The sequence below is a fragment of the Streptomyces sp. NPDC059850 genome, assembly GCF_042731515.1.
GTDB lineage: Bacteria > Actinomycetota > Actinomycetes > Streptomycetales > Streptomycetaceae > Streptomyces.
In genome coordinates this window covers 1-24,278 of sequence record NZ_JBHWJI010000003.1, presented here as the reverse complement: position 1 = coordinate 24,278, position 24,278 = coordinate 1, and the positions used below count along the sequence as shown (strand labels likewise).

Here is a 24,278-nt window from a genome sequence, read left to right as displayed (position 1 = left end):
ACCTTAGGCCAAAGATCACGAGGAAACACCGGCAGAAGACCTAGTGTGGGCGCCCGGGACGTCTCAGTAATCCCCTCACCAACCCCCTACTCAGCAATAAGTGGACGAGGCGAGGGCCCGCAGCGGAACTCGCCGATGTCTGCCGAGGAGTGCTGTGGTGAGGCGGTAGGCGTCCACGAAGCCCCGGCCGCCGGTGTTCCGCCGCAGAAACGTCTCCGTGTCCGGCGCCTCCGGCGCATCGTCCCGGGCGAGCAGTTTCTCCGCACGGTCGATGAATTCCCGCAGCAGGTCCATGCGGAAGGACTGATCGCTGCCCTTGCCGAGCGACGCGATGAAGTACAGGCGCATGCCGAGACGGACGGCCTCCGGGGTTCCGTAGCCGCCCAGTTCGTCCGCGAGCCCGGCGGCCGTGTGCATGCGGTCCACGCCATGACGGCTGGACCGCACGACGCCGTCGAGCGGCACTCTGCTGAGGCAGAGGCGATGCGTTTTGGCGCCGAGCGCGCCGAAGACCTTCTGCAGCAGGATGTAGTCCTCGGTCAGCTCGCGGTCGTGGACGAGGACGATCTCGTCGTACTCCTCGGTCATCGGCACCAGATCGCGCAGGGCGCAGCCCAGGTAGTTGGGGTGTCCGGTGGCCGAGGTGATGGGGCGCAGCGGCAGGCCCTGGGCGGTGGCATCGAGATAGACGGGGCCCTTGTCGCAGCGGGTGTCCAGGCACAACCCGCGCTTGGAGAGGTAGTCGACCACCTCCTCCATTCCCATCCGGGGCGGCATTCTCCGGGTGATGCCCGGGTCGTGCAGCCCCAGCCAGTCGTAGTGGCCGCGCCAGATGTCCAGGACACGGCGGCTCACCGGATGGGTCCACCCGGTCTCCTCGACCGCGCGGACGTAGGGCTGGAGCGCCGCGTCCGGTGGCGGCGACGGCTGGGTCTGGAAGGCGGTGTAGAGGCTGCCGACGTCGTCCTCCGTGCACCGGGACGGGTCGATGTCCGGGCAGGCGCGGTCCAGGTACTCCCAGAAACCCGCGGTCTGGCGGGTGATGTTGAAGGTGGTGTGGCTGTACAGATAGTCGACGTCGGTCAGCAACCGCGTGGCGCGGAACATGGCGTCCACCCACAGCAGGCCCTTGAGGTGGCTGAGGCCCAGCGCCTTGGTGGGGGTCACGGTGACCGGAGCGATCAGCACCCTGGGCCGGTGCGGGGTACCGTCCGTCATCGCTGTGCGCCCGTCGCGGAGGCGGCGAAGCCCTCGGCGGCCGCTCGGGCGAACGCCAGCACCGAGGACGAGGCCCGCTCGGTGACCCACACCAGGCAGACGGGGGCGGGGTCCAGGTCGGTGACCGGTACGTAGACGACGCCCGGGTGGCTGACCGCGCGCATGGAGGCGATGGTGGGATGGACGGCCCGGCCCTCGGCGATCGCGGCGAACATGTCGGGTATCGAGTCGGCGGTACATCGCCGGTTGAGCGGTCGTCCCTGGGCCGATACGCGCGGGACGAGCTGGTCGTAGACGTCGGGCGGAAACGCCCCCGGACGCTGGAACATGTCGTAGTCCGCGAGGTCGTCACTGGTCACCGAGGCCCGGGAGGCGAGCGGGTGATCGGCGGCCACCGCGACGATGCGCTCTTCGGTGTAGAGCACGGGACCGGTGGTCAGATCCGGCTCGTCGACGCGGAAGCGCGTGATCATCACGTCTGCCTCGCCCGCGCGCAGCTTGCCGTACGGATCCGAGATGAGCGCTTCGGAGACGGTCACCGGGTGCCGGTGCCCGGCCTCTTCCGCCGAGGCGAGGATCTTCTCCACCGCGTCGGGGGACCCCGGATACACCAGCCGGAGAGGGCTGTCCGGGACGGTGTCTTCCATGGTCTCGGCGATGGTGGTGAGCAGCTGCTCGCGGTGGGGGCCGGGCGGCCGCAGCGGGCCGAGTTCCTCGCAGGCCCGGAGCACCCTCAGACGCAGGTCGGCCGGGGTGAGCGAGGACTCGGTGGGCGGCAGGGACATCTGCAGCCGCGCCAGATGGCGCCAGACCACCGGATCCCTGGTGGCGGCGGCGGAGACCTGCGCGAGGCTCAGACCGCCCGGCTCGGTCTCCGGCGGGGCGACGCCGTGAACCGCCCGGTTCCACAGGGCCAGTCGCTCGGCGTCGGTACGGACCGACTGCGCGAACCAGGGCCGGAAGTGTGCTTCGGCCGCCACGGCCGCCTCCCGGCTCTGCTCCTCGCCGACCTCCGGATACCGGCCGAGCACGTCTGCCAGCGCGTAGGCGTGTGACAGGCCCAGGGCGACGCCGCGCCCGTACAGCGGGTTGGTCACGCAGGCCGCGTCGCCGACCCGGAACAGCCCGTGCACCGGCTGCTGGCCGGGGTCCACGGCCGCGCCGCGCAGGACGTTGTCGGGCGACGGCATGACCCGGACACCGGAGATCGGCTCGGCGACACCGGGCTCCAGCCAGGGCTGGAAGAACGGATTGGCGGCCGCCGCGGCGTGGAAGACGGAATCCTCGCGCAGGGCACGCAGCGCGTCGTCGTCGGGGAGCACACCGTAGGTGATGCTGAAGGTGTTGTTGTCGCCCGGGTGGAGGAAGGCCGCATAGCCGTCCCAGACCGCCCCGGCCGCGTTGTCGCGGTTGAGGGGGCCGGGGAACTCGCTGGTCCGCAGCCGGTAGAAGCGGGCGTAGGCGGTCATGCGCGAGCGGTGCACGACATCCTCGGGCTGGGGCACGCCCTCCTTGGCCAGCCAGGTGCCGGAGAGGGAGCGCCGTCCCGTCGCGTCGATGACGAGGTCGGCGGGCAGGGGCGCGCCGGTCCCCGTCCGTACGCCGGTCACCCGGCGCGGTGCGTCGCCGCTGCCGGGGTCGGTCAGCACGAGGCCCTGGACGGCCACGCCGGTGCGCACCGTGATCCCGGGGCGCCGGGCGGTCTCCCGGCGGAGCACCAGCTCGAACGTACGGCGTCGGCAGGCGAGGACGGTGAGTTCATCGTCCCGCAGCTTCTCCGCACCGGCGTCCGTGACCGCGTCCGTACCGGCGTCGGCGTCGGCGCCGCTCGGCCGAGGCATGCTGCCACCGAGCCGCAGCGCCCTGGCACCGGCGTCGAGGAGCGCGGCGTAGATGTCGGGCGCCCGGTCCGCCAGCAGGTTGACGCCCCGGGAGGTGAAGGCGTGGGACTGGAGGCCCTGCGGGACGCCGGGGCGGTCCCAGCCGTGGTGCGCCTCGTCCGGGTCGGCGGGGAGCGGGCCGGGGTCCTTCTCCAGGACCGTGACGTCGTATCCCAGATCGCTCAGCGCGAGCGCGGCGGCGCACCCGGAGATGCTGCCGCCGATGACGACTGCGTGGGTCATGGTCACTTCCGCCGTCCGTTGACGAGGAACACCCGCTCGACGTCGGGCACATGGCGCGGGTGGACCGGGTCGGGCCACCGTCCGTAGTGCGCGGATTCCTCGCCGGGCTGCACCGCCTCGCCCTCGAAGCCGTATTCGGCGAGGAGGGCTTCCGGCTCGTCGTGCCCGTACAGCCAGGGGCAGCCCCAGCGTTCGAAGACCTCCAGCAGCGGCTTGACCGCCGGGGCGGTGAGGGCGGTGGCGCTGACCAGGTCCGCGGCCATCCGGCTGCCGGGCGCGGTCAGGTCCGCGACCTGGGAGAGCAGCCGCCGGGTGTGCTCCTCGGGGATGTAGTACAGCAGCCCTTCGAGCAGCCACAGGGAGGGCTGGTCCGGGCGGTATCCGGCCGCGATGAGGGCGTCGGACCAGTCCTCGCCGAGCAGGTCGGCGCCGATGAGGTGCCGGGTGACGTCCTCGTGCACCGGTACGTCGCCGAGGGCCGACTCCTTGGCCGCCAGGACGTTCGCACGGTCCAGCTCGAACAGCTCGATCGGCCGGGGCCAGGGCAGCCGGTAGGCGCGGGTGTCCATGCCCGCGGCCGCCATCACCACCTGGGGATAGTCGCCGTCCTTCACCTGGGCGAGGAGATAGTCGTCGAAGTACCGGGTGCGGATCGCGTTGTAGTCGAAGGTGCTCGGCACCTTCTGGTCGGGCTCGGTGCGGTTGGGCCAGGTCGCGTCGGAGACCTGGCCGAACAGGTCGGCCCCGATGGTGCCCGCGAGCCGGGCGGCGAAGGGGTCCTCGTACAGCCGGTCCGGCCGCTTGGTCTCCTTGGCGCGCAGGGCCGTCGTCAGCAGGGACGTCCGGGCGACCGCGTCGAATGGTTCCATGGTGGGTTGCTCCTTACAGGAGGGAATGTGAGGGAGAGAGCCAGCGGGTTCAGAACGATTCAATGGGCGAGCAGGCGCTGCCAGGCCGCGTCGTCGTGTCGGAAGACCCGGTCCTTGACCTGGGCCGGGCGGGTTCCGGCGGCCACCCGGTGCTGCCAGTCGCGGGCGAACGCGTCCGGGGCCACACGGTGGATCTCGGGGGCGGCCAGCCGGGCCGTCGTACGCGCCGACCGGTAGCCGGGGGCGGCGGCGCTGAGCGCCGTGTCGAGGGCACGTTCCAGGGCCGCGGTCTCCTGGTCCGCCCAGGGGAGGAACGGCTCCAGGGCGAAGGCGTACCGCGGTGTGGTGTTCCCGGTCCCGGGCGCGCCGACCACCCGGCAGGTGGCGTTGCGTACCTCAAGGCCGGTGGCCGCGAGCGCCGTGCGCAGGGCGGTCACCACATGGGACTCGCGCAGGCGCTCGCCGACGGCGTCGGAGAGGGTGCGCCGCCCGGCGTACTCGACCCGTGGGACGTCCCCGACCCGGTCGACCACCCGCACCACATCGCCGAGCGCGTACCGGTACAGGCCGCCGACATGGCTGATGACGGCGTGGTACTCACGGCCGGTCTCCAGTTCGTGGAACAGCTGGGTGGCGGAATCCGGCTGGAGGTCCTCGTCGGCGTCGACGAACTCCAGCAGCCCGCCGGTGATCGCCGGTGATCCGGCGGTCAGATGGCGGTCGAGCGCTACGGCCACGAAGCCCTCCGACGCGGCCACCGGGGCGGGCAGGGCGGTGACCCGGGGGCCGAACGCCTCCCGCAGCCGGGGCAGATAGAGCGAGGCCAGGCCGGTGGTCCAGCAGAACAGCAGCTCCATGCGGGGCCACACGTGGGTGGGCAGCAGCCCTCCCGCGCGCTCCGCCGCTCGCTCCAGCAGCCGGGCGCGGCCGGGGTCGGGGGTGCCGCCGGGGTGTCCGTCGACCGTGCCGTCGTGCAGGTCCTTGACCAACCGGGGCCACCACTGGACGAGTTGGTACGGCAGCGCGGCGACCATCGCCGGGTTGATGCCGATGACGCACCGCACGTCATGCTCGATCGCGGCGCGCAGCCGCACATAGCCGCGCTGCAGATGATCGGCGGGGTCCACGAATTCCGGCAGGGTCCCCCAGGGCGCACGGCTGCCGGGCTCCGCCGCGAGCGGTTCGCCGAAGGCCTGGCCGAAATCGACCTGGCTGGCGCCCAGATGGGGCTGGCCGGAACGGGTCGCGCCGATCGCGGGGGCAGGGTCGTGTTTGAGGTTGAGCGTGGCGTCGGGCCGCTGCACCGCCTCCGGGAAGTGCTCGACGAAATTGGCCCACGCCGCGTAGTAGAAGGGGAAGAAGGACGTGCGCATGAACTGCCGGGTGATCGGGATCTGTTTGCTCTCCCCGGTGCTGCCGCTGCTCTTGAAGAAGACCACGGCGGGATCCGCGCTGAGGACGTTCTGCCGCCCGGCGGCGGCCGACTCGATCCAGGGGGCGAGCGCCGCGTAGTCGGCGATGGGCACCGCCGCACGGTATTCGTCCACGCTGCGGCAGCGGGCGAACCCGTGCGCCTTTCCGAATTCGGTGTCCGCGTTCTCGCGCAGCATGGCGCCCAGCGACTCGTCCTGGGATCGCCGCGCGTTGTCCAGCGCGGCCCGCAGGCGGTCCCGCTCGTCCAGGACCCTGCTCCGGTAGGCGGAGAATGTTCCGCCGTTCACCGCGTCGTTCATCTCGGCCCCGTCAGCCATGTGCACCGTCCATTATCGCCTGTTCCACGAGATCCACGGATTTCTCGACGCAGTCGGACTGCCCGAGGGTGGTGACGTTCAGCCCGGCCACCTCTTTTCGCATGGCGTCGGCCAAATCGGCCTGAAAGGAGGTGAAGGACTCCTCGGTGGGCTTTTCGCCGTAGCACTCCATCAGGTTCGCGTCCGCGCCCCAGCCGCTGCGTTCCCAGGCGACGGCGGGTGCCACATCGAGGTATACGACCTGATCGGGCTGCGGGAAGGTCCGCCACCAGGAGAAGAGCGACGGATTTCCGTAGCCGAGCAGGGAGCATTTCGCCAGGAGTTTGAAGTAGTAGGAGTCCACGATCACCGGCCGGTCCGGCGGGGCCTGCGCCACCCGGTCCCGCAGGTGTACCGCCGCTATCTGCACCAGGGTGAGAAGGAGATCCGGGGAGTAGCGTCCGGCGGGCGCCCGCAGCGCTTCGGTGAGGAATTCGTCGCGCACCCTGCCGACGAGCGAGTACGCCGGGTCGAGCAAGGTCTTGTCGTACGAGGCCACCGTCCAGGTTCCCCGCTCGGCGAGGCGCTCCAGCACCGAGGACTTTCCGGAGTAGTCGGGCCCCAGCAGAACCGTGAACCGCGGGTCGGCCATGTGCAATTCCTTTGGTCGTCCACCTGGATTCACCGAGTATCCATAGGAGGTGTATCGCCTCGATAGCGCGGCGGGAAGCGACACGTCAGCGGCACCGGCATTGCGAGAGCCCGCGCCGCAGCGCGGTGTGCTGGTCGCTGACCATCCGCTGGGTGACGGCGGCGTCGGTGATGGCGGTGCTGGCGTGGAAGGTGCCCGCGTAGTGGTGCAGTTCGGTGGGCACCCCGGCCTGTATCAGCCGGTGGCCGTAGGCGATGTCCTCGTCGCGCAGCGGGTCGAACTCGCAGGCGCTGAGGTACGCGGGCGGCAGCCCGGTGAGGTCGTGGGCGCGCGCGGGAGCGGCGTACGAGGGGGTCTGCCCGCTGCTGTCCCCCAGGTAGTGCCGCCAGCTCTGGAGGGCGGCGGCGCGGTCCAGGACGGGTGTGTCGGTGAACTCCCGCGCGGACAGGCTGTCCAGCCGGTCGTCCAGCATCGGGAAGTTCAGGCACTGGAAACGCAACCGCGGTCCGCCTCGGTCGCGGGTGAGCAGGGTCAGCGCGGCGGCGAGTCCGCCCCCGGCGCTGTCGCCCGCGACCCCCACCCGGCACGGGTCGACGCCCAGTTCACCGGCGCTGTCCGCCACCCAGGACAGGGCGGCATAGCCGTCCTCCAGGCCGCAGGGGAAGGGGTGTTCGGGGGCGAGCCGGTAGTCCACGGACACCACGACGGCCGCCACCTGATCGGCGAGGTGCAGCGCGGACGCGTGGTTGGTGTCCAGATCGCCGCCGACCAGACCGCCCCAGTGGAAGTAGAGCAGCGCCGGCTTCGGGTCCTGGCCGCCGTGCGGCCGGTAGATCCGTACCGGGACCTTGGGTCCCCCGGGCGGGCCGGGGACCAGGGTGTCGGTCACGTCCACCGGGTGGTCCGGTTCCTGGGCCGCCGTGGCGGCCGCCGCCTCGCGCATCGCGGCCCGGGCGGCCTCCGGACGCGCGAAGTCGAGCGGACGGAGCCCGGGGAGCGCCGTGTACGGGGCCAGCTCGGGGTCGTAGGCGTGGGTCATGACGCTCCTGCGGTGAGAGTGAGTGCCGCGTAGGCGCGCAACCGCCCGGCACCGGCGGTCTCCGGTTGGTCATCGGACGCCGCATCCGGGTCCGGGACGACGCGCAGCAGGTCGAAGGGCCCGTCCGCGGGGTCCAGCTGCGGCACATGGTGGATCGTCAGCTCGGTGTGCTCGTCGATCAGTTGGGCGATGACGGCCTCGGCGAGGACATGGTGGACGTGTACGAGGTACGCGGCCAGGGACACCCGGGTCGTGACGGCGTACAGCCGTGCCTCGCGAACCGGTGCCGGGCCGTCGTGTTCCGGCGTGCCCGCCGTCGCGGGGACCCGCAGCCGGGCGGGGAGGGGCGGCAGTTCCGCCGTGGGGAACAGCCTGAGCAGACGGCGCAGCGGCGACCGTTCGCCCGCGTCGTCGGGCGCCGTCCACGCCATGGAGCCGTCCTGGCTGACGTAGTGGAATCCGAATCTGCCAGTGAGGTTCGCCGGGTTTCCGGTCAGGAACACGGTCCGGGTGTACGCCCGGAGCCATGACGCGCGCAGGGTGTCCGGAAGGCTCAGGGCGTAGCGCAGCACCGACTCCGCGTAGACCTGGGGCTCGAACCGGCGCAGGACGACCGTGACGGTCGTCGTCGCCGCTTCGGCCGCCGAGGCCAGCTCCGTCAGCAGCTCCGCGGTGAGCGGACCGGGGTCGGGGGCCTCATCGCCCCGTCCCGGGTGCGCGAGGCGGATCCTGGAGGCGAGCTGTGTCCGGAGAAACTCTTGGGTGAACATGCGCAACTCCTCTCGGCCATGGTCATGAGGGGAGGCCGCACAGGCCGTTCCCCAGGCCGTCCCAGTGGAGCTGCCGAGTATCCACAGGAGTCATAGCGCGCCGATAGCGCGGCCCGAGGCAGGGCGTCATTGGTGCAGCGCATACCGCACCGCCGCGCAAGAGGCATTTTCCGCCATTCACGCTATGGAACGGTAGGTCGGGATAACGCGGGTGATTACCCGCTACCTGGCGATGGAAACTAGGGAGATTAGTCCTACTGGGTTCATATCATCGAGTCGTGAGTGAATCAGGAGGTTATGGGTGCTGGTCGAACGAAATGAGCAGCTCATGCGGGTCGATGGCTGGCTCAGGGACTGCGCCATGGGGACGGGCCGGGTCGTTCTGCTGGAGGGCGCCATAGGGTTCGGGAAGACCGAATTCTTGCGCAGCGTGGCCGATCGTGCGCTGAGGGCTGATGCCATCTCCGTGACGGCGACGTGTTCTCCCGGGGAGCGTGATCTGCCCTTCGGCGTCATCAGCCAGCTGTTCGCCAGCCCCGGCCTGCCGTCCGGCATCCGCCAACGGGCGGCCTGGGTCCTGCGCGAACTCATGGTCTCCGCGGCCGCGTATTCCACCCGGGAGGCCGTGGACCGCCACCGGGCGCAGATCCACTACGACCTGTTCGGCCCGCTCATCGAGTTATCGGCCGAGGTCCCGATCGTGGCGGGAGTCGACGACATCGGACATGCGGACGAGGCGTCGCGGCAATGTCTGCTGCACCTGGTCCGACGACTGGGCTCGGCGCGGATCCTCCTGCTCCTCGGCGAACAGCCCGAGCCGGGATCTGCGCACTCGCCGTTCCACGCGGAAGTCGTCCGGCAGCCCCAGTCCGTCCGTCTCCCGCTGGCGCCACTGACCCGTTCGGGCATGCGCGATGTGCTGCGGGACCGGGGCGCGAAGGAGAGCGACGACATCGCCGTCCAGCGCTTCCACGACCTCAGCGGCGGCAATCCGCTCCTGCTGCACGCGCTGATCGACGACGAGGCCGGAGGCGGTGACGGCGCCAAGAGCGCGTACGGCCGGGCCCTGCTGTCCTGCCTGTACCGCAGCGATCCGGTGATGCTGTCGGTGGCCCGGGCCATGGCGGTCCACGGTGACGACCTCTGGCTGGAGGACCTCGCCACCCTGCTGGACACGGACGAGACGATCGTCGGCCGGGCCCTCCAGGTCATGGCCGACACCGGAATGCTCCGGGACGGCCGCTTCCGGCATCCCACCGTCGCCCGCACCATCCTCGACGACCTGCCCGCACCGGACCGGGCGAGCCTCCACCACCAGTCCGCCCGGCTGCTGCACGGTCAGGGCGCCCCACCGGTCGCGGTCGCCCGCCATCTCCTCAGAGCGGGCGAGGTCCAGGACCTGTGGGCGACGGCCCTGCTGCTGGAGGCGGCGGGACACGCGTCGCTCCACGGCGAGGTGCGCCTGGCGGTGGACTGTCTGGAGCTGGCCCGGCGGTCGAGTACGGACGAGAAGGCCCGTACGGCGATCCGCGCCAAGCTGGCCCAGGCCGAATGGCAGCTCAACCCGTCCGCCTCGGCCCGCCATCTCACGGCGCTGACGGCCGCGGCGAGGGGCGGCGGGCTCGGCCTGAGCGACATGATCCCGCTCATCCGCCAACTCCTGTGGCTGGACCGGGCCCAGGAGGCCGCCGACCTCCTGGCCCTCGTACGGGACATCGCGCGCGAGCCCTCCGGCGACCCCGGGGACGAGGCGCGGGATCTGGAGACCTGGCTGGCCTGCGCGTATCCGCCGCTCGCGGGCAGACTCCACGGCACCGCCGCGACGGTGGCCGGGACGCAGAGCACCCCGGCCACCAAGGGGGCGGATCCGGGGCTGCGTACGGTCGCCGTCCTCTCCAGCGGCCTCATCCACCGGCACAGCCACGAGACCAGGGAGAGGACCACCCGCGCACTGGGCCAGTCCGGTTTGCACCCCGACTCCCCGTGGGCGGAGGAGTCCACGCTGCTCGCGCTGCTCAGCCTGGTCTACAGCGGCGAGCTGAGCGCCGCCACGGCACGCTGCCGCAGCGCCGACGACCGGCGCGACCCCGCGTCCGCTCCGACCCGGCAGGCGATCTACGCCGCCGTGGAGGCGGAGATCGCGCTCCGCAAGGGGGATCTGCCGGCCGCGGTGGACCAGGCCCAGGCGGCGCTGGACCTGGTGTCGGCCCGGGGGTGGGGTACCGCCGTCGGGCTGCCGCTCGGCGCGCTGATCCTGGCGCACACCAGGATGGGCAACCTGGAGACGGCCGCCGAACTGGTCGGCCAGTCCTTTCCGGCGGCTCTCTTCCAGAGCCGCTACGGACTGCACTACCTCCAGGCGCGGGGCCACTACTACCTCGCCACCGACCGCACCCACGCCGCCCTCGCCGACTTCCTCACCTGCGGTGACCTCATGCGCGGCTGGGGCCTCGACCTGCCCGGCATCGTGCCCTGGCGCACCAGCGCGGCGGAGGCGTGGCTGCGGCAGAACAACCGCGACCAGGCCAAGCGGCTGGTCAAGGACCAGCTCGCGCTGCCATTGGTCAACGACACCGTCACCCGGGGGCTTTCGCTGCGGCTGCTGGCCATCCTCAGCTCGCCCGGCCAGCGTACGAAGCTGCTCAGCGAGGCCGCCGACATCGTCGAGGCGGCCGGTGACAACTTCGAGCTGGCGAGGACCCTCGCCGATCTGGGCCGTGCCCACCACACCCTGGGCAAGCACCGCCGTTCGCGCATGGTCATGCGCCGGGCCTGGCATGTGGCGAACATGTGCAAGGCGGCGCCGCTGTGCCAGGAACTCCTTCCCGACATGCGCGGTTACGACGAGAGCGCCGAGCCGGGGCTCGCGGCGTCCATCGCCTCGCTCACCAACTCGGAACGCCGCATCGCCTCCCTGGCCGTGATGGGATACACCAACCGCGAGATCGCGGAGAAGTTCTTCATCACCCCCAGCACGGTGGAGCAGCACCTCACCCGGGTCTACCGCAAGCTCGCCATCAAGAGCCGCCAGGGGCTGCCGGACTGCCTGCGGGCCGACGTCGCCCATCGGGCCTGACGCGCGGGAAACGGAGTGCCGGGACGGTGTGCGCCGTCCCGGCTCCGGCTGTGGTGCTGGGTGGAACTGGCGGGGCTTACGGAACCGCCACCGCCGGGCACAGCGCCAGCAGTTCGGCCGGCTTGCGCAGCACCACATCGGGCTCCGCCGCGAGCAGCGTCTCCTCCTCCGTCTCACCCCACAGCGCGGCCACCGCGGTGACCCCGGCACCCCGCGCGCTGGCCAGGTCGGTGACCGCGTCCCCGACCATCACGGTCCGCTCGGGCCGGGCGTCCAGCGCCGCCATCGCCTTCAGCACGATGTCCGGCGCGGGCTTGGGACGCGCCACCTCGTCCGAGCCGAGGACGATGTCGAACAGCGGAAGGATGCCGAGCCCTTCGAGCAGCGAACGCGCCCGGGGCCCGCTCTTCCCGGTGGCCACCGCGAGCCCCAGCCCGCGGTTCCGCAGCTCCGACAGCAGCTCGGGCACCCCGTCGAACATCTCCACGCGGTGGGCGAGCCGGTAGCTTTCGCGGACGAACGGAGCCTCCATCTCCAGCGGCAGGTCCATGATCCGCATGATGTCCGGGAAGTAGCGGCCCAGATGCCGGTTGTACTCCTCGAAGGGCGGTTCGCCCTCGCCGACGACCTCGGCGTAGGCGAGGGTGAACGCCTCGCGCATCACCGCGAAGCTGTTGACGAGCACACCGTCGAGGTCGAAGACCACCGAGGTGACCGGGGTGGCACGGTGGCCGATGGGCTGGCTGTTCATGAGTACTCCCGCTGCCGGGGCTTCCGGGCGGCCCGGGCCGAGGTGTAGACGCGCTCGATGGCGCCGATGGCCCGTCGGGCCTCCGCGATCGCCCGGCCCCGCTCCGCCGGGTCGGCCAGCAGCGCGGGAAGGCTGTCGAGCTGCCGGTCGTACTCCGCGCCGACCGGTTCGGTGTGCACGGCCACCGGCAGGGTTCTGCCGTCGACGGTGCGGGTCAGGGTGGACCGCTCCAGACGGTTCGGGCTGAACCCGAAGGTGCAGCACAGCGTGGCGCTGCCGCCGCTGCCGTCGATGGTGATCCGGGTGGTGTCGAGCGCCTCGTGCGACGCCCAGCTCGCGTGCAGGACGACCGAGCGGCCGTCCTCGGTGATGAGGAATCCGCGCGCGGTGTCCTCGACGTCGGTGCCGCCCGCGAGGGTTTCGCCACCGTCGTCGTCGCCCCGCCACGCGGCCCCCGAGGAGTGCTCGGTGATGAAGTCGGACGACAACGTGCCGACGGCGTGCCGGAATTCGGCGGTGCCGAGCAGCGGAACCGCGGTGTCGATCAGGTGCCAGCCCAGATCGACCAGCGCCCCGCCGCCCGAGAGCGCCCGCTGGGTGAACCAGCCGCCCCGGTCGGGTACGCCGCGCGAGCGCACCCAGGCCAGCTCGACGTGGCGGATGCGGCCCAGCCGGGCGCCGATCTGGTACAGCGCGCGCACATCGGCGCGGTAGCGTGCCGCGCTGCCCGCCAGCAGCACCGCGCCACCGGAGCGCTCCGCGTCGGCCAGCTGCTCGGCCTCCTCGGACGTCAGGCACACCGGCTTCTCCAGGAACACCGGAATGCCCTTGGCCAGCAGCTCGCGGGCCACCGTGCAGTGCAGATGGTTGGGCACCGCCACCACGGCCAGGTCCACCGTGGCGGGGTCGATGTCATGGACCGCGGCCAGCACCGGCAGCCCCTCCGCGCCCTCCACCTCGGCGACGGCCGCGCGGCTGTTCTCGTCGGGATCCACCGCCGCGGTCACGGTGAAGGCGGGGTGGCGGGCGAGCCGCGGCAGCCAGATCGAGCGGGCCGCCCAGCCCAGCCCCACCACGGCGGTTCTGATCGGCTTCTCACCGGCCGAGGAGTGGCCGACCGCTGGGACGCTCATGCGCCCGCGACCACATCGGCGATGACGGCGGCCACTTCGTGCATCTGCTCCTCGCTCCCCAGCAGCACCCGGTGGTGCAGCCACACACAGTCCCGGGTCAGCGCCTCGGAGTGCGGGCAGCGGCGGGCGAGTTCGTCCACCGACAGGTCCGGGGCCGCGACCTCCCAGAAGGCGTCCGTGCGGTAGACCGCGCGGAAGGCGACGAACGCGGGCAGCCCGCGCTCGATGAGCGTGTCCACCACCTTGGCGCGCCGCTCCTCGGTGATGCCCGGGATGCGGAACATCGCCATGTAGTGCGGATTGCGGTCGCCACGCTCGTCGACCGACTGCGGTACGACACCGGGGATCTCGGCGAGCAGTCGGCTCAGCACCGGCCAGCGCTGCTCGCGCGTGGTGATCTGGTCCTCCAGCCGGGCGAGCTGGGCGCGCAGCACCGACGCGGAGAACTCGTTCATCCGGAAGTTGGAGCCCGAGGTGCGGTGGAAGTAGCCGCGGTCCGTGCGCGGACGCCCGCAGCTGTGCCGCACGAAGCCCCGCTCGTACAGCTCGGCGGTGGGGAACAGCACGGCGCCGCCCTCTCCGGCGGTCATCAGTTTCCCGTTCTGGAAACTGAACGCCGCCACCGAGCCCAGCTCACCGACCTTCTTTCCGCGCCACTGCGCGCCGTGGGCGTGTGCCGCGTCCTGGACCAGCGGCACGCCCGAGTCGGCGGACAGCTTGTCCAGCGCGTCCATGTCGCACATCTGACCCGCCATGTGCACCGGCATGATGGCGCGGGTCTTGGGGCCGATGGCCGCCTCGACGGCGGCGGGGTCGATGCAGTACGTGTCCGGGTCGACGTCCACGGGGACGGCCACCGCGCCCAGCCGCTGCGCGGCCTGCGAGGACGAGATGAAGGTGAACGCGGGAACGATGACCTCGGTGTCGGCGCCGACGCCCATGACCTCCAGGGCGAGTTCCAGCGCATGCGTCCCGTTGGTGACCGCGAGCGCGTGCTCGTTGCCGTGGGCGGCGGCGAACTCGGCCTCGAAAGCGTCCACCTCACCGCCCCCGATGCGCCACCACTGGCCCTGCTCCAGAGCCCGGATCAGACCGTCGCGCTCCTCGTCGCCGTACTGCGGCCACGCCGGGAGCTCTGATCCCAGTCGCACACCATTACCCATGATTCCTTGCTCCTTTATGCGTTATGGAGACAGCTTGCGGCGGTCGATCGCAATAGCACGCTAACCGGCGCATGGGCAATCGTCATTCCCCTGGCGACCCCCCTATAGCCCCCCTTAGGAACGTGCGTGGCCCATTTCTCACGTCGCGCACGCGACTGCCGTGCTATAAAAGGCACTTCTATGGTTAGCCGCTGTAATTCAGCCAAGCCCGCATGGTGAGGTGCGCATTGAGCAGGCTGTTGTTGGTGAACGGGCCGAATCTCGGCATACTCGGAACGCGTCAGCCGGAGATCTACGGAACCGATACGCTGCAGGACATCGAGCGCTGGGTCGCCGACGAGGTCGCGGACCGCGGCTGGAAAGTGGATTCCTTCCAGTTCGATGGCGAAGCGGAGATCATCCGAACCATTCAGGAGAACTACGACACGGTCGGCGCCATCATCAATCCGGCCGCCCTGATGATGGCCGGATGGGGACTCAGGGACGCACTTGCGAACTATCCCCGGCCATGGATAGAAGTGCATTTGTCGAACGTCTGGGCGCGCGAGCAGTTCCGGCACGAGTCGGTGACGGGCCCGCTGGCCGCGGGCGTCATCTTCGGGCTCGGCGCACTGGGATACCGGCTCGCCGCCCGCGCATTGCTGGAGAAGGTGCCGGACTGAGCGTCCGCCACCATCACATCCCAGGGGATAGAGGCTCACAACATGCTGGTGCAGGCGCTAGAGGCGCGGGCGGACGCCGTCCCGGAGGCGACGGCCCTGGAGTTCAACGGCGAGGGGCTGTCCTACCGGGCGGTGCACGAACGCGCCAACCGGCTGGCCCGCCAGCTGGTGGCCCACGGCGTCGGCCCCGACCGGGTCGTCGCGGTCATGCTGCCGCGCTCGGCGGATCTGCGGGTGACACTGCTGGCGGTGCTGAAGGCGGGCGGGGCGTACCTCCCCCTCGACCCCGAACACCCGCTGGAGCGCACCGCGTTCATGCTGGCGGAGGCCCGTCCCGTCGTGCTGGTGACCTCCCGGGAGAGCGCCGCGGGTGCCGACGGCCTGGACATCCCGCGGATCGTCCTGGACGACCCCGGGACGGCCACGGCGCTGGAGCGCCACCCGGCCGGACACCTGCGGGACGACGAACGCCTCGGCACGGTACGGCCCGAGAACCTGGCGTACATCATCTACACCTCCGGATCCACCGGAAAGCCCAAGGGCGTCCAGGTGCCGAGGCGCGCCCTGCACAACCTCCTCGAAGCCATGGCCGGGCGGCTGGCGCTGGGCCCGGGGGACCGCATGCTGTCGGTCACCACGCCCACCTTCGACATGTCGCTGCCCGAGCTGTTCCTGCCGTTCTACACCGGCGCCTGCGCCGTCGTCGCGCCCAAGGCCACCGGACAGGACCCGCAGGAGCTGGGCGAGCTGATCCGGAGCCGTGGCGTGTCCCTCGCCCAGGCCACCCCCACCCACTGGCACATGCTGGCCACCGTCACCCCGGACGTGCTGCACGGGCTGCGCATCCTCATCGGCGGTGAGGCGCTGTCGGAGAAGCTGACCGCCACCCTCCTCGAACTCGGCGCCGATGTGATCCAGTGGTACGGCCCCACCGAGACCACCGTCTGGTCGACCGTGCACCCGGTGACCGGCCCCGACGACGCCGCCGTGGTCGGCACCGCGCTGCGCAACACCGGTCTGCATGTGCTCGGCGACGACCTCGCGCCGGTACCGCCCGGCGCGGAAGGCGAGCTGTACATCGCGGGGGACGGGGTGACCCGGGGCTATCTGAACCGCTCCGCGCTCACCGCCGAGCGGTACGTGGCGAACCTCTTCGGCCCCGAGGGCTCCCGCATGTACCGGACCGGCGATGTCGTACGCCGCCGCCCCGACGAGACGCTGGAGTACGTCGGCCGCTCCGACCACCAGGTCAAACTGCACGGCTTCCGGGTCGAGCTGGGCGAGGTGGAGGCCGCGATCGAGCTGTCCGAGGACGTGGCCCAGGCCGCCGCGACCGTACGCGAGGACCGGCCGGGGGACCGGCGCCTGGTGGCCTATGTGACGGCCGAGCCGGGACGCGAACCGTCCCCCAGGGAACTGCGCCTCTTCGTGGCGGACCGGCTGCCGCTGTACATGCTGCCGTCCGCCGTGGTGGTGCTGGACGAATTCCCGCTCACCCCCAACGGCAAGCTCGACCGCAAGGCGCTGCCCGCCCCGGTGGTCGAGCAGACCCACATGGTGGAGACCCACCTCACCGAATCCGAGCTGATGCTGAGCTATCTGTTCGGCCAGGTGCTCGGGGTCGACCAGGTCGGCCCCCACGACAGCTTCTTCGACCTCGGCGGCAGCTCGGTGCTGGCCGCCCGGCTGATCAGCCGCGTCAAGTCCGACCTGGGCCGGGACCTGTCGATCCGGATGCTCGTCGAGTCGCCCACCGCCGCCGGACTCTCCCGTCGCCTGACCGGCGAGGAGCCGCAGGACTCCTTCGACGTGCTGCTGCCGCTCATCGTCCGGGGCAGCGAACGGCCCCTGTTCTGCATGCGCCACCTCGGCGGCACCGCGTGGTGTTACGGCGTACTCGCCCAGCACTTCGGACCGGAGTACCCGATCTACGGCCTCCAGTCGCATACGTTCCAGGAACACACCGACGCGCCCACCAGCATCGCCGCGATGGCCGCCGACTACGCGGACCGCATCCGCGGCGTCCAGCCGCACGGCCCGTACCGGGTCCTCGGCTGGTCCTTCGGCGGCCTACTCGCCCAGGCGGTCGCGGCCGAACTCCAGCGGCAGGGCGAGGAGATCGAGTACCTCGGGGTGGTCAACACCAACCCGCACATCACCGAGCTGGAAGACCGCGACGAGCAGGGGCTCATCGCGCTCATCCTCATGATCAACGGCAAGGATCCCGCCACGTACGGCAGCCCGCTGACGTACGAGGACATCGCGGAGTTCGCCGACATGGCGACCAACTACGCCTGGCGCGGCGAGCGGAGCGCCGCCGAGACCTTCGTCGGCACCATGCTCACCGACCTGCGCGCCTGGAAGAACCACACGCCCGACACCTTCCGTGGCACGCTCCACCTGTTCGCGGCCGACCCCAGCCCGGTGGCCGAAGCCGCCTCCAGCGAGGCCTGGACGCCGTACGTGACCGGCGACATCGTCCGCCATGAACTCCACTGCGGCCATGAGGAGATGCTCAGCAACCCCCGGGTGCTGAAGGACGTGGCCTCGATCGTCACCGCACACCTCACCGCCTGACGAGCCGGGAGACAGCCATCAGTTACCTGGGAATCGACGTCGGCGGCACCAAGGTGGCGCTGCGCCTCGAACACCACGACGCGAGCATCGCCGAGTCCGCCTTCCGCTGGCCAGCCACCGGGGAGGCGCGCCATGACCTGGAGCTGCTGGCACACCACGTCACGGAGCTGGCGGCGGGCCACCCCGAGCGGCTGACCGGCGTCGGGGTGGCCATGCCCGCCACCCTCGACGCCACCGGCACGGTCACCGCCTGGCCCGGACGCCCCGCATGGGCCGGACTGGACCTGCGGGGCGCGCTGTCCGCGCTGTTCGGCGACGACACCGAGGTGGGCTGCGCCGACGACGGCGATCTGGCCGCGCTCGCCGAAGCACACGAAGCGGGCTGCCCGGACCTGCTCTACCTCGGCGTCGGCACGGGGGTCGGCGGTGGCATCGTGCTGAACGGCGCCCCGCTCCCCGGCATGGGCCGCGGCTCCTGCGAGATCGGCCATATGGTCGTGGACCGGGACGGGCCGCCGTGCGACTGCGGTCGGGCGGGCTGCGTCCAGGCGGCGGCCTCCGGCCCGGCCACCCTGCGCCGGGCGGCCCGCCGCCGGGGCGGGGAGGTGACGTTCGACGGGCTGCGCGATGCCGTGCGGCGCGGGGATCCGTGGGCCGTGACCGTGCTACGGGAGAGCGGCGCGGCCCTGGCCGCGGCCGTGACCGGCGTATCCGAACTGCTCAGCCCCTCGCTGGTGTTGATCGGCGGGGGTTTCGCGGCGGCCATGCCGGAGCTGGTGACGGTGGTGGCCGAGCGGACGGCGGCGCTCGAACGCCCGGGGCATCCGCTGCCACCGGTCCGCGCGGCGGCGCTCGGCGGGCTGTCCTCGCTGCACGGCGCCGTCCTGCTGGCCAGGGGACTACCCGGCTGATCCGGGGGCGCGGCGGTCTTACGAAGCTGATGTGGCGACCGGCGGTGTTACGTGGCGACCGCCGGTCTCATGCGGTGACCTAGTCCTTCGCGGTGTCCCGGTCCTCCCGGTCCATGGTGGCGAGCGCCGCCGCGACCGTCTCCTCGGCGAGCCCGGACACCAGCTCCGGGCCGCCGGGCCCGTCCAGGACGAAGGTGAGCCCGTCCGTCGCCTTCTTGTCCAGCCGCATCACGTCGATCAGCCGCTGCGGATCGACGTCGGCGGGCAGCGCGTACGGCAGTCCGTAGCTCCGTACGACCTCCAGGTGCTCCGCCGCCCGCGCCTCGTCGATCCGGCCCAGGGCCAGGGCGAGACGCCCGGCGAAAACCGTCCCGATTGCCACCCCCTCACCGTGCCGCAGCGCGAATTGCGTGGCGATTTCCAGCGCGTGGCCCAGGGTGTGGCCGTAATTCAGCACATGACGCAGCCCGGAGTCCCGCTCGTCCGCGGAAACCACCGACGCCTTCAGCGCGACGCTCGCCGCTATTTGTTCCGACAGCGTGAGCCCGCTCAGGTCACCGGCGCCGATGAAGTGACAGCGGGCGATCTCTCCGTAACCATTGAGCATTTCCCGAGCCGGTAGCGTCGTCAGATAGTCCGTGTCGCACAGCACGGCGGCGGGCTGCCAGTAGGCGCCCACCAGATTCTTGCCCTCGGGGAGGTTCACCGCCGTCTTCCCGCCGACGCTGGCGTCCACCTGGGCCAGCAGCGAGGTCGGCAGATGCACCACCGGGACGCCCCGGTGATACAGGGACGCGGCCAGCCCCACGACATCGGTCGTGGTGCCGCCACCGCAGGATACGACCGCGTCCGACCGGGTCAGGCCGAAACGGACGAACTCGCGGCACAGTTCTTCCACCGTCGACAGCGTCTTGTCCGTCTCGCCGTCGCGGGCCCGCAGAACCACCGAGGGAACCCCGGGGTCGGGCAGCCAGTCATCCGGCCGCGCGGAGACCATCGCCACGCGCTGCGCACCGAGCCCCGCGATCACCTCGTTCAGCGAATTCCGGACCCCGGACCCGATATCGACGGGATAGGAACGGTCACCGAGTTCCACCATGACGCGGGTATGCGGACCAGCGGACGTCGTCATGCGCTGTCAGTCCCTCCATGAGCGGTGACCGGGAATTCCCCGCGTCGAATGTAGTGCCGATGCCCCGTCCCCATCCATTGAGCGCGGCATTAACTGCCTCACCCAGCAAGTTAGGGATGACATAGGGGGGTGATCAGGGGGTAATTCCGGGCTCTCCATGACGAGACTGGGACGGGTTGAGGCGACCTTCTGCCACCGCGGCATGCCCGTCTCTTGTCCGTCCGGAGGGATAACGACATGTTGCGCACGGAGCTGATCCGCCCGCTGCACGAGCTGCTCGTTACGCAGGCCCGGCGGTTCGGCGACAAACCCGCCTACCGCGATGGCCGCCGCAGCGTGAGCTACGCCGAACTGGAGCTGCGTACCCGCAGGCTGGCCGGACACCTCGCCGAACTGCGTCTCCAGCCCGGCGACCGGGCCGCGATCTGCCTCGGCAACCGCGTCGAGACGGTGGAGTGCTACTACGCCATCGCCAGGGCGAGCGCGGTCGGCGTACCGATCAACCCCCGCAGCACCGACGCCGAGCTGGCGCACCTCCTCGACGACAGCGGCGCCCGGGTGATCATCACCGATCACGCCCACGCCGCGCAGCTCGGCCGACTGCTGCCAGGACGTCCGCATCTGACGGTGGTGATGGTCCACGACGAGCCCACCCCCGGCCTGCCCTCCGGCTTCCTGCCCTACGGCACCCTGGTGTCCACCGACCCCGCCACGCCCGCCAGGGACGACCTGGGCCTGGACGACCTCGCGTGGATGCTGTACACCTCCGGGACCACCGGAAAGCCCAAGGGCGTGCTGTCCAGCCAGCGCAACTGCCTGTGGTCGGTGGCCGCCTGTTACGTGCCCGTGCCGGGGCTCGGCCCCGAGGACCGCGTGGTGTGGCCGCTGCCCCTGTTCCACAGCCTGTCCCACATCGCGTGTGTGCTCTCGGTGGCCTCCGTCGGCGCCACCGCCCGCATCGTTGACGGGCTCTCCGCCGAGGACGTCCTGAGCGCCCTGAACGAGGAGCGGGCCACCCTCCTCGCCGGGGTCCCCACTCTGCTGCACTATCTCCTCGACGCCGCGCGCGACCACGGCTTCACCGCGCCCGACCTGCGGGTGGCGCTGGTCGGTGGCGCGGTGACCACCGCCGCGCTCCGCCGCTCGTTCGAGGAGGTCTTCGGTGTCCCGCTGATCGACGCCTACGGATCCACCGAGACCTGCGGCTCCATCACCGTCAACTGGCCCGTCGGCGCCCGGGTGGAGGGCTCGTGCGGGCTTCCGGTGCCCGGACTCGGCGTACGGCTCGTCGACCCCGAGCGCGGCGAGGACGTCGCCGACGGGGAGGAGGGCGAGGTGTGGGTGCGCGGCCCGAGCGTCATGGCCGGGTACCACAACCAGCCCGAGGCCACCGCCGCCGCCCTCAAGGACGGCTGGTACCACACCGGCGACCTGGCCCGCCGCGACGAGGCCGGATACTTCACCATCACCGGCCGCATCAAGGAACTCATCATCCGAGCCGGGGAGAACATCCACCCCGGTGAGGTGGAAGAGGTGGTGCGGGCGATCCCGGGCGTGGCCGACGTCGCGGTGGTCGGGAAGCCGCACGACCTGCTCGGCGAGGTCCCGGTGGCGTTCGTCGTGCCCGGGCCTGAGGGCATCGACACCCAGCGGCTGTTCACCGCGTGGCGCGACCGGCTGTCGTACTTCAAGGTGCCCGAAGAGCTGTACGAGATCGACGCGATCCCGCGCACCGCCTCGGGCAAGATCACCCGCCACAAGCTGCTGGAGGTCCGCGCCCGGCTGCGCGCGTCCAGCAGCGGCCACCACGACAACCTGTTCCGCGTCGACTGGATCCCGCGCACACCCCTGGCGCCCACTGCGGAACCGCCGCGCCGCTGGGCCCTGGTGGGGGGACCGGACCCGCTCGGCCTGTCCGCGCAGCTGGATGCCGAGGGCGCGCCGTACGACGTCCACCCCGACCTCGCGGCCGCGCGCACCGCGGTGGCGGCGGCAGCGGACGGCACGGTGCCCGATGTGCTGCTGCTGGACCTGACCTGCGGCCCGGGTCCGCAGGGGGCCGGTGACGTGGCCGCCGGTCTGGAGTCCTGGCTCGCCGACGACCGCCTCGGCTCCGGGCGGCTGGTCGTCGTCACCCGCCGCGCGGTGGCCACCGGCGGCCACGAGGACGTCACCGACATCGCCTCCGCACCGCTGTGGGGCCTGGTCCGGTCGCTGCAGACCCAGCACCCCGACCGCATCGCCCTGATCGACACTGACATCGACACGGGCACTGACACCGACACGGGCGGCCCGACGTCTGCCGCATCGCTGACCGCCGCCGTGTCCTGCGGCGAACCGCAGCTCGCGGTGCGCACCGGGGTCACCCTGCTGCCCCGGCTCGCCCGGGTGTCCCTGGACCCCGACGATGTGTCCGCCCCGCCCCTCGATCCCGAGAGCACCGTGGTGATCAGCGGACCGGACACCGCACCCGGCGCCGCCGTCGCCCGCCACCTGGTGGCCGCGCACGGAGTGCGCCACCTGCTTCTCGTCACCGCACTCGGACGCGGGGAGGAGGCGGCCGACCAGCTGCGGACCGAGCTGACCGGCGACGGCGCCGAGGTGGCCGTCGCCATCTGCGACCCGGCGAACCGCACCGCGCTGCGCGCCATCCTGGACGCCGCGCAACCACCCCTCTCCGCCGTGGTGCACACGACAGGCACCGGGGCCACCGCGGACGGTGCCCTCGCCCTGCACGACCTCACCCGCGACCGCGAACTGTCCCTGTTCGTGACGCTCTCCTCCGCCACCGGCACCCTCGGCGCCACCGGAATCCACCAGGACGCCGCCACGAGCGCCACGCTCGACGCGCTGGCCCACCACCGCCGCGCACACGGCCTGCCCGCCCTGTCCCTGTGCTGGGGACCGTGGCAGGGCGAGGTCCCGGGCGCTGCCGCACCGGCCGGAGCGGGAGCGCTTCCGGAGCAGCAGGCGCTGGTGGCGTTCGACGCCGCCTGCGCACGTGACGAGGCGGCGTTCGTCGCGCTGAAGCTCGACCATGCCGCGCTGCGTGACGGCCCGGTCCCCGCCGTACTGCGCGGCCTGATCGACGCCACCGCCCGGCCCGGCACGCCCGGCGACCCCGCCGCGTCCCTGTTGCGTGCGCGGATCGCCGCCCTCCCCGAGGCCGAACGGACCACCGCGCTGCTCGCGACCGTGTGCGCGGAAGCCGCCGAGGTGCTCGGTCTCCCGGCGACGGACCGGATCGACGCCGAACGGGCCTTCAGCGACCTGGGCTTCACCTCGGCCACGGCGGTCGGGCTGCGCGACCGGCTGAAGACGGCCACCGGGCTCGGCCTGCCCGCCACCCTCGCCTTCGACCACCCCACCCCCCTCGCCCTCGCGCGATGGCTGCGCGCGGAACTGCTCGGCGAACACACCGTGACACCGGCCGCCGCTCTGCCCGCCATGTATCCGTCGGACGAACCCATCGCCATCGTGGGGATGGGCTGCCGTCTGCCGGGCGGGGTCGGCTCGCCGGAGGAGCTGTGGCGGCTGGTGTCCGAGGGCGTGGACGGCATCTCGGGGTTCCCGGCGGACCGTGGCTGGGACCTGGCGGGGCTGTACGACCCGGACCCGGACGCGCCGGGCACCTCGTACGTACGGGACGGTGGCTTCCTGGCCGATGTCGCCGGGTTCGACGCGGACTTCTTCGGGATCAGCCCGCGTGAGGCGCTGGCGATGGATCCGCAGCAGCGGCTGCTGCTGGAGACCTCGTGGGAGGTCTTCGAACGCGCCGGAATCGACCCCGCGACGCTGCGCGGCAGCCGTACCGGCGTGTTCGCCGGGGTGATGTACCACGACTACACCTCCGGTGTGCGGCGGCCGTCCAAGGAGATCGAGGGCTACCTCGGTGTCGGCGGTGCGGGCAGTGTGGTGTCCGGCCGGGTATCGTACACCTTCGGTTTCGAGGGTCCTGCGGTGACGGTGGACACCGCGTGTTCGTCGTCGCTGGTGGCGATTCATCTGGCGGCGCAGGCGCTGCGTTCGGGCGAGTGCGGAATGGCGCTGGCGGGCGGCGTGGCCGTGATGTCGACGCCGGGGAGCTTCATCGAGTTCTCGCGGCAGCGGGGCCTGGCGGTGGACGGCCGGTGCAAGGCGTTCGCGGAGGCCGCCGATGGCACGGGCTGGTCCGAGGGTGTCGGACTGCTGCTGCTGGAGCGGCTGTCGGACGCCCGGCGCCACGGCCACGAGGTGCTGGCCGTCGTACGGGGATCCGCGCTCAACCAGGACGGCGCGTCCAACGGACTCACCGCTCCGAACGGCCCCTCGCAGCAGCGGGTGATCCGCCAGGCCCTGGCGAACGCGGGCGTGTCGGCCGCCGACGTCGACGCCGTCGAGGCGCATGGGACGGGTACGTCGCTGGGCGATCCGATCGAGGCGCAGGCGCTGTTGGCGACGTACGGGCAGGAGCGTGCGGAGGACCGTCCGCT

Annotated in this window: 16 protein-coding genes; 5 read left to right on the top strand and 11 right to left on the bottom strand. The window is 71.6% G+C overall.

Annotated features, from left to right (window positions below):
* Positions 1-90: 90 nt before the first annotated feature.
* The 7 genes from ACFV9T_RS03325 to ACFV9T_RS03295 form a co-directional block, all read right to left on the bottom strand.
* The gene (locus tag ACFV9T_RS03325; protein WP_385436385.1) at positions 91-1,218 is read right to left on the bottom strand and encodes a hypothetical protein; all 1,128 of its coding nucleotides are present in this window, start codon (positions 1,216-1,218) and stop codon (positions 91-93) included.
* Positions 1,215-3,341 (bottom strand): LysR substrate-binding domain-containing protein, encoded by a 2,127-nt coding sequence (locus ACFV9T_RS03320; protein ID WP_385436384.1) that lies wholly within the window; start codon positions 3,339-3,341, stop codon positions 1,215-1,217. Before ACFV9T_RS03320 ends, ACFV9T_RS03325 begins: the two co-directional genes overlap by 4 nt.
* Positions 3,342-3,343: 2 nt before the next feature.
* Positions 3,344-4,210 (bottom strand): class I SAM-dependent methyltransferase, encoded by an 867-nt coding sequence (locus ACFV9T_RS03315; RefSeq protein WP_385436383.1) that lies wholly within the window; start codon positions 4,208-4,210, stop codon positions 3,344-3,346.
* Between the two features lie 59 nt (positions 4,211-4,269).
* Positions 4,270-5,961, bottom strand: a complete 1,692-nt coding sequence (locus tag ACFV9T_RS03310; RefSeq protein ID WP_385436382.1) for a GH3 auxin-responsive promoter family protein — start codon at positions 5,959-5,961, stop codon at positions 4,270-4,272.
* Positions 5,954-6,592, bottom strand: a complete 639-nt coding sequence (locus ACFV9T_RS03305) for a hypothetical protein (protein WP_385436381.1) — start codon at positions 6,590-6,592, stop codon at positions 5,954-5,956. The genes ACFV9T_RS03310 and ACFV9T_RS03305 overlap by 8 nt, the downstream gene beginning before the upstream one ends.
* A gap of 85 nt (positions 6,593-6,677) precedes the next feature.
* Complete coding sequence (locus ACFV9T_RS03300; RefSeq protein ID WP_385436380.1) at positions 6,678-7,631, bottom strand: alpha/beta hydrolase; 954 nt, start codon at positions 7,629-7,631, stop codon at positions 6,678-6,680.
* Positions 7,628-8,401 (bottom strand): DUF6182 family protein, encoded by a 774-nt coding sequence (locus tag ACFV9T_RS03295; protein ID WP_385436379.1) that lies wholly within the window; start codon positions 8,399-8,401, stop codon positions 7,628-7,630. Before ACFV9T_RS03295 ends, ACFV9T_RS03300 begins: the two co-directional genes overlap by 4 nt.
* A gap of 301 nt (positions 8,402-8,702) precedes the next feature.
* On the opposite strand from ACFV9T_RS03295, the gene ACFV9T_RS03290 reads away from it, so the two are divergent.
* Positions 8,703-11,477: a LuxR C-terminal-related transcriptional regulator gene (locus ACFV9T_RS03290; protein WP_385436378.1), complete on the top strand. Its 2,775-nt coding sequence runs from the start codon at positions 8,703-8,705 to the stop codon at positions 11,475-11,477.
* A 76-nt stretch (positions 11,478-11,553) separates the two neighbouring features.
* Here ACFV9T_RS03290 and ACFV9T_RS03285 read toward each other — a convergent pair whose 3' ends face one another.
* Genes ACFV9T_RS03285 through ACFV9T_RS03275 form a run of 3 tightly spaced genes read right to left on the bottom strand, consistent with a single transcriptional unit; the run spans position 11,554 to position 14,524 of the window.
* A complete protein-coding gene (locus ACFV9T_RS03285; RefSeq protein WP_385436377.1) occupies positions 11,554-12,228 on the bottom strand; it encodes an HAD-IA family hydrolase in 675 nt (224 codons plus the stop codon).
* Positions 12,225-13,361 (bottom strand): Gfo/Idh/MocA family protein, encoded by a 1,137-nt coding sequence (locus ACFV9T_RS03280; protein WP_385436376.1) that lies wholly within the window; start codon positions 13,359-13,361, stop codon positions 12,225-12,227. Before ACFV9T_RS03280 ends, ACFV9T_RS03285 begins: the two co-directional genes overlap by 4 nt.
* Positions 13,358-14,524 (bottom strand): DegT/DnrJ/EryC1/StrS family aminotransferase, encoded by a 1,167-nt coding sequence (locus ACFV9T_RS03275; protein WP_385436375.1) that lies wholly within the window; start codon positions 14,522-14,524, stop codon positions 13,358-13,360. The genes ACFV9T_RS03280 and ACFV9T_RS03275 overlap by 4 nt, the downstream gene beginning before the upstream one ends.
* A gap of 212 nt (positions 14,525-14,736) precedes the next feature.
* Between ACFV9T_RS03275 and ACFV9T_RS03270 the strand changes: the two genes are divergently transcribed.
* From ACFV9T_RS03270 to ACFV9T_RS03260, 3 genes are read left to right on the top strand one after another with little or no spacing between them, the layout of a single operon-like run.
* The gene (locus tag ACFV9T_RS03270; protein WP_385436374.1) at positions 14,737-15,186 is read left to right on the top strand and encodes a type II 3-dehydroquinate dehydratase; all 450 of its coding nucleotides are present in this window, start codon (positions 14,737-14,739) and stop codon (positions 15,184-15,186) included.
* Between the two features lie 42 nt (positions 15,187-15,228).
* Positions 15,229-17,763, top strand: coding sequence for an amino acid adenylation domain-containing protein (locus ACFV9T_RS03265; RefSeq protein ID WP_385436373.1), 2,535 nt, complete (start codon positions 15,229-15,231; stop codon positions 17,761-17,763).
* Complete coding sequence (locus ACFV9T_RS03260; protein WP_385436547.1) at positions 17,760-18,674, top strand: ROK family protein; 915 nt, start codon at positions 17,760-17,762, stop codon at positions 18,672-18,674. The genes ACFV9T_RS03265 and ACFV9T_RS03260 overlap by 4 nt, the downstream gene beginning before the upstream one ends.
* A 79-nt stretch (positions 18,675-18,753) precedes the next feature.
* Here ACFV9T_RS03260 and ACFV9T_RS03255 read toward each other — a convergent pair whose 3' ends face one another.
* A complete protein-coding gene (locus tag ACFV9T_RS03255) occupies positions 18,754-19,806 on the bottom strand; it encodes a 3-dehydroquinate synthase family protein (RefSeq protein ID WP_385436372.1) in 1,053 nt (350 codons plus the stop codon).
* Positions 19,807-20,043: 237 nt separating this feature from the next.
* Here ACFV9T_RS03255 and ACFV9T_RS03250 point away from each other — a divergent pair.
* A partial coding sequence (locus ACFV9T_RS03250) for a beta-ketoacyl synthase N-terminal-like domain-containing protein (protein WP_385436371.1) occupies positions 20,044-24,278 on the top strand: 4,235 nt, incomplete at its 3' end.